This is a genomic window from Patulibacter minatonensis DSM 18081, assembly GCF_000519325.1.
Classification (GTDB): domain Bacteria; phylum Actinomycetota; class Thermoleophilia; order Solirubrobacterales; family Solirubrobacteraceae; genus Patulibacter; species Patulibacter minatonensis.
This window is the reverse complement of the sequence record NZ_KI912613.1, coordinates 273,122-278,763: the sequence shown is the minus strand read 5'-3', so window position 1 is coordinate 278,763 and position 5,642 is coordinate 273,122. Positions and strand designations below refer to the sequence as shown.

General features: G+C 76.2%; 3 protein-coding genes and 1 pseudogene. 2 read left to right on the top strand and 2 right to left on the bottom strand.

Translation table 11 applies throughout. The features are described 5' to 3' along the window. Positions 1–43: 43 nt before the first annotated feature. Complete coding sequence (locus PATMI_RS0101420; protein WP_026909569.1) at positions 44–772, bottom strand: hypothetical protein; 729 nt, start codon at positions 770–772, stop codon at positions 44–46. Between the two features lie 24 nt (positions 773–796). On the opposite strand from PATMI_RS0101420, the gene PATMI_RS0101415 reads away from it, so the two are divergent. Continuing rightward, on the top strand, positions 797–3,064 hold the full coding sequence (locus PATMI_RS0101415) for an O-antigen ligase family protein (protein WP_157260562.1): 2,268 nt from the start codon (positions 797–799) through the stop codon (positions 3,062–3,064). A gap of 74 nt (positions 3,065–3,138) precedes the next feature. After that, a complete protein-coding gene (locus PATMI_RS0101410) occupies positions 3,139–4,770 on the top strand; it encodes an AMP-binding protein (RefSeq protein ID WP_026909567.1) in 1,632 nt (543 codons plus the stop codon). A 3-nt stretch (positions 4,771–4,773) separates the two neighbouring features. On the opposite strand, the pseudogene PATMI_RS26470 reads toward PATMI_RS0101410, so the two are convergent. Continuing rightward, positions 4,774–5,642: pseudogene (locus PATMI_RS26470) on the bottom strand (hypothetical protein); the annotation flags it as partial.

Sequence of the window (5,642 nt, the reverse complement as noted above, 5' to 3'; positions counted from 1 at the left end):
GGCCCCGCCCGCCCCGCGGGGCGGCGAGGGACCCGGACGACCCTCAGCGGCCCGAGCCGAACCGCATCCAGTCGCGGAACTCGGCCCAGCGGAGGCTGATGCGCCAGCCGGCCTCGCCCATCGAGTGGCCCAGCGGGGTCAGCCACTGGATGCGGCCTGTCGCGTTGACGAAGGCCCAGCCCAGGGCGGCGGCGCCGATGATGGCGGCGGCGAGGACCGCCCACGTCCAGGCCTCCGGGTCGTTGTCGTCCGGCGTGGCGGCGCGGGCGGTGATGACGCCGTCCTGGGCGGCGGCCGAGGGCTGGGCGACGGCGGCCGGGCCCGGGGTCGTCGAGGGCGGCGCGACCGCGGAGGTCGTCGTCTCGGTCGTGGTGGTGGTGGTCGTCGTCTGCTGCGGCTGGGTGGACGTCGGGCCGGAGGAGCGGGTCGACGGGGTGCCGCCGCCGGAGGAGGGCTTGGAGTCGGAGGCCTTCTTGCAGTCGCCGCTGGCGGCGATCGCGGCGTCGAGGGCGTCGGGGAACTCCGGGGCGTACTGGTCGGAGTCGCTGCCCAGGCGGCTCTTCGCGTCCTCGAGCTCGCCCTTCGTGTACTTGCAGGGGTCGATCGTCTGCGTGTTCCGGTAGTCGGCGTAGATGTCGTCGAACGTGTCGGCGTGCGCCTGGCCGACGACGGGGACGGCGAGCAGGAACGCCGTGAGGAGCGCGACGAGCGCCGTACGCAGGGACCACGTGCGTGGCTCGGGCTGCGGGTGACGGATGACACGGACGACCACACGTCGATGGTACCGTCGGCCCCCTTGTTGCACGCCGCTCTCCGATCGCTCCGTGGAGGACGGGCGGCGCGGGACCTCCGACCCTCCGCGGGCGGACTCCTGCTGACCGCCCTCCTCGCGGTCGGCACCGGGGTCGCGTTCGCCGGGGGCGGCTACGGGCAGACGGCCTCCGCGGTGGCGGTCTGCCTCACCGCGCTGCTCTCCGTCGCGGTCGGCGCGCTCGTCGCCGGCGGCCTCGGACGCATGCTGCCCCGGCGCGACGCCGCGCTCGGCATCGCGCTGCTCCTGGCGTTCGCGGTCTGGGCGCTGATCGCGACCGCGTGGAGCGTGCGGCCGGACCGCTCGATCGCGTGGGGCGCGCTCGTCGCGGGCTACGCGCTCACCGTCTTCGTCGCCGGTGCCGCGGCCCGGGTCACCCCCAGCGCCCGCGCGATCGCCGTCGCCGCGCTGATCGGGGGCGCGAGCGTCCTCTGCGCCGCCGCGCTGATCGGGCGGCTGTCGCCCGACGCCGCCGTCACGATCGGTGGGCTGAAGAACGCGATCCGGCTCCGCGGGCCCCTGGACTACTGGAACGCGCTCGGTCTCGTCGCAGCGATCGGTGCGCTCGCCGCCGCGCGCCAGGCGACCGACGCCGACCGGAGCGTCCCCCTGCGCGTGGCCTGCGGGGCCGTCGTCCCGCCGCTGATCGCCACGCTGCTGCTCAGCCAGTCGCGCGGCGCGATCGTCGCGCTCGCGATCGGGATGGTCGTCGTGGGCTGGTCGTCCGGGGCCGCCCGCCTGCGGCTGCCGCTGATGGTCCTGCTGTCCGCCGCCGCGTCGGCGCCCCTGGCGATCGCCGGGACCGGCCGCGTCGTCGACGGTGCGGTGGTGTCGGCCGACGGCCGCGCCGCCGTCCTCGGTGGCCTCGTCGCCGCGGTCGTGCTGGGCGGCGTGATCGCGCTGGTGATCCGCGGCGCCGAGCAGCGGGTGCCGTGGGACCCGGCGCGCACCGTCGGGGTCCTGCGCGCCGGCGTCGCCCTCGTGCTCGTCGCCGCGATCGTCGGGGGCGCCGCCTACACCGTCAAGGAGGGCGGGCCCGGCGCCGCGCTCTCGTCGTTCGGCGACAGCGTCGCGTCCGTCGACGAGGTCGCGCCCGTCGCCGGCGCGGACCGGCTGCTGTCGGTGTCGTCCTCCAACCGCACGGGCTGGTGGGCCGAGGCCGTCGGGGCGTGGGCCGACCGTCCCCTCGAGGGCTGGGGCCCCAGCTCGTTCGGCACGATCCGCAAGCAGTACCGGCAGGACACCACCGAGGTCACGCAACCCCACAGCCTGCCGCTGCAGGTCCTCGCCGAGACCGGGGTGATCGGGTTCGCGCTCCTCGGCACGGCGCTGTGGCTGCTCGTGCGCGTCGGCGTCCGGCGGCTGCGCCGGATGCGCGAAGAGGGCGTCGACCCGCGCGAGCTCGCGCTGCAGGCGACCCTGCTGGGCGCCGTCGCCGCGTGGCTGTCGCAGAGCGCGATCGACTGGCACTTCGACCTGCCCGGCGTGACGATCCCGGTCCTCGCGGCCCTCGGGGTCGCCGCCGCCGCGCCGGCACCGCGGTCGGTCCCGGTCGAGCCCGACGGCCGGATCGCCCCCGCCACGATCGAGGAGCTCGACCGGCAGCTCGACCGCGAGGAGCGGCCCGCCGCCAGCGGCGTGCTGGTGCTCGTGGCCACGATCCTCGCGACGGTCGCGCTGGCGGCGATGACGGTCGCACCGGTCGTCGGCGACCGCCTGGCGAGCGACGCGCAGGCCCGCCTGTCGTCGGGCGCGGACGCGGCCGGGCTGCGCGACGCGACCTCCGACGTGGCGCTCGCCGCCAGCCTCGACCCGTTCGGGCTCAAGCCGCTGGAGGTCGGCCGGACGATCGCCGTGCGGCGCCTGAACTTCCTCGAGGCCCGGCGCCTGGCGCTCCGCGAGATCGCGCGCCAGCCCGACAATCCCGACGCGTGGACGGCGCTGGCCGACGTCGCGGGCTCGATCGCCGACCGGGCCGGCATGCGCCGCGCCGCGCAGCGCGCCGTCGCGCTGGACCCCTACGGCGTGCGGGCGGTCAGCAAGCTCGCCGACGCCCTAGGGCGCCGCGCACCCCCGGAGGCGTCGCCCACGGCCGTCGGCACCCCGCTGGTGGACCCGACGCCGACGACCGGCGCGACCGGCGGCACCGGCGCGACGGGGGCCACGCAGGGCGGGTCCGCGACCGGCACCGGGACGACCGGCGGGACCACCGTCCCGCCCGCCGGCACCGCCGGCACGCCGCCCGCGGGGTAGGTCGCGGCGACGCAAGAACGTGCGGGGCACCGCCCCCGGTTGTCCCGAGCCCGTGAGCGGCGTAGCGTCGGGTCGTGACCGAGCTGTCCTACGCCCACGGCGCCGCCGCGACCCCGCTGCTGCGCGACACGATCGGCGGGCGCCTGCGGGCCGTCGCCCGCACGCATCCCGACCGCGAGGCCGTCGTCTCGTGCGAACAGGGCGTCCGGCTGACGTACGCGGAGCTCGACCGGGCGGTCGACGCGCTCGCCTCCGGACTCCTGGCGCGCGGGATCGTCCCGGGCGACCGCGTCGGCGTCTGGGCGCCCAACCGCGTGGAGTGGCTGCTCGTCCAGTACGCGACGGCACGGGTCGGGTCGATCCTCGTCAACGTCAACCCCGCCTACCGCACCCACGAGCTGCGGTTCGCGCTGGAGCAGTCGGGGCTCCGGCTCCTCTTCAGCGCGCCCGCGTTCAAGACGAGCGACTACCGGGCGCTCGTGGCCGAGGTGCAGGACGACGTCGACACGCTCGAGGAGACGGTGTTCTTCGGCGACCCCGCATGGGAGGCGCTCGCCACCGCCCCGGTCGACGCGGGCGCGCTCGAGGAGCGCCACGCCGGCCTGGACCCCGACGACCCGATCAACATCCAGTACACGAGCGGGACGACCGGTGCCCCGAAGGGCGCCACCCTCAGCCACCACAACATCCTCAACAACGGCTTCTTCGTCGGGGAGCTCGTGACGTACACGGAGGAGGACCGGATCTGCGTCCCCGTGCCCTTCTACCACTGCTTCGGGATGGTGATGGGCAACCTCGCCGCGCTGACCCACGGCGCCTGCATCGTGATCCCGGCGGCCGGCTTCGACCCCACCGCGACGCTGCGCGCGACCGCCACCGAGCGCTGCACGTCGCTCTACGGCGTGCCGACGATGTTCATCGCGATGCTCGCCGACCCGACGTTCGCGGACCACGACCTGCGGGCGCTCCGCACGGGCATCATGGCCGGCTCGCCGTGCCCGACCGAGGTGATGAAGCGCGTCGTCTCCGACATGCACATGGAGCAGGTGTCCATCTGTTACGGGATGACGGAGACCTCGCCCGTGTCGACGCAGACCCGCGTCGACGACCCGCTCGAGCGGGTCGTCGGGTCGATCGGGCGCGTCGGCCCGCACCTCGAGGTCCAGGTCGTCGACCCCGGCACCGGCCTCGCGCTGCCGCGCGGCGCGACGGGCGAGCTCCGGACCCGCGGCTACTCGGTGATGCGCGGCTACTGGGGCGATCCGGAGCGCACCGCGGAGGTCCTCGACGACGCCGGCTGGATGCACACGGGCGACCTGGCGACGATGGACGGGGCGGGGTACCTGAACATCGTCGGCCGCTCGAAGGACATGGTGATCCGCGGGGGAGAGAACGTCTATCCGCGCGAGGTCGAGGAGTTCCTCTCCACCCATCAGGACGTCGCGGACGTGCAGGTGATCGGGGTCCCCGACGAGCGCTACGGCGAGGAGCTGTGCGCGTGGATCCAGCTCCGCGCGGGTGCCACACCGCTGGACGCCGACGCCGTGCGGACGTTCTGCGAGGGCCGCCTGGCGCACTACAAGATCCCGCGCCACGTCCTCGTCGTCGAGGAGTTCCCGCTCACGGTCACGGGGAAGGTCCGCAAGAACGTGATGCGCGAGGAGACCGTCCAGCGGCTCGGCCTGGGACCCGTCGCGGCCGGCTGAGCGCTACGCGTCGCGCGGCGTGGGGTCCGGGGTCCGCCCGAGCTCCTCGTCGTGCTGGGCCTTCAGCTCGTCGATCACGCGGCGCTGCGCGTCGGCGGCCTCGGCGGTGCGGCGCTCGTGCTCGCGGATCCGGCCGTCGAGCTCGCGGGCGTGCGCCGCGGTCAGGCGCTCGATGGCGCGCTCGCTCTGCGCCTGGACCTCGGCGAGCTCCCGCGCCAGGCGGTGGCGCTCGGCGACCGCGGCCTCGAGCTTCTGGTTCAGCTCGTGCCCGCGCGTCGGACCGGACGAGGCCTCCGCGAGCTGCTGCTCGAGGTCCGCGATCCACGCCGCGGCGTTGTCGAGCCGGCGCTGGGCGTCCGCGGCCTCGTGGGCGACGATGTCGGTGCGCTCCGCGGCCTCCGCGGCCCGCTGCTCGGCGCGGCGGGCACGGGCGTCGGCGGACGACGCGCGCTGCTCGGCGTCGGCGACGGACGCCTCGGCGCGGCGCGTCACGTCGACGATGCGGCCGTCGGCGGTCTGGGCGCGGCGCACGGCCTCCGCGGCGCGCTCCTCGGCGGCCTGCGCCACGGCCTCCGCGGCCTGCTGCGCACGGGTCGAGGTCTCGGCCTCGTGGCGGGCGTCGTTGACGGCACCCTGCAGCTCCGCGAACCGCGCGTCCATCTCCGTGCGGTGCTCGCGGATCCGCTCGTCGGCGCGGGCGGTCTCCACGACGACGCGGTCCTCGGCGGCGGACTCGCGCTCGGCGGCCCGCGCCTCGGCGGCGGCCGTCGCCTCCAGCGCCCGCTGGGCGGCGCGCTCCGCGGCCGCGGTGCGCTCCTCGGCGGCGACGACGCGCTCGTCCGCGGCCTCCTTCGCGGCGGTGGCCGCGGCGG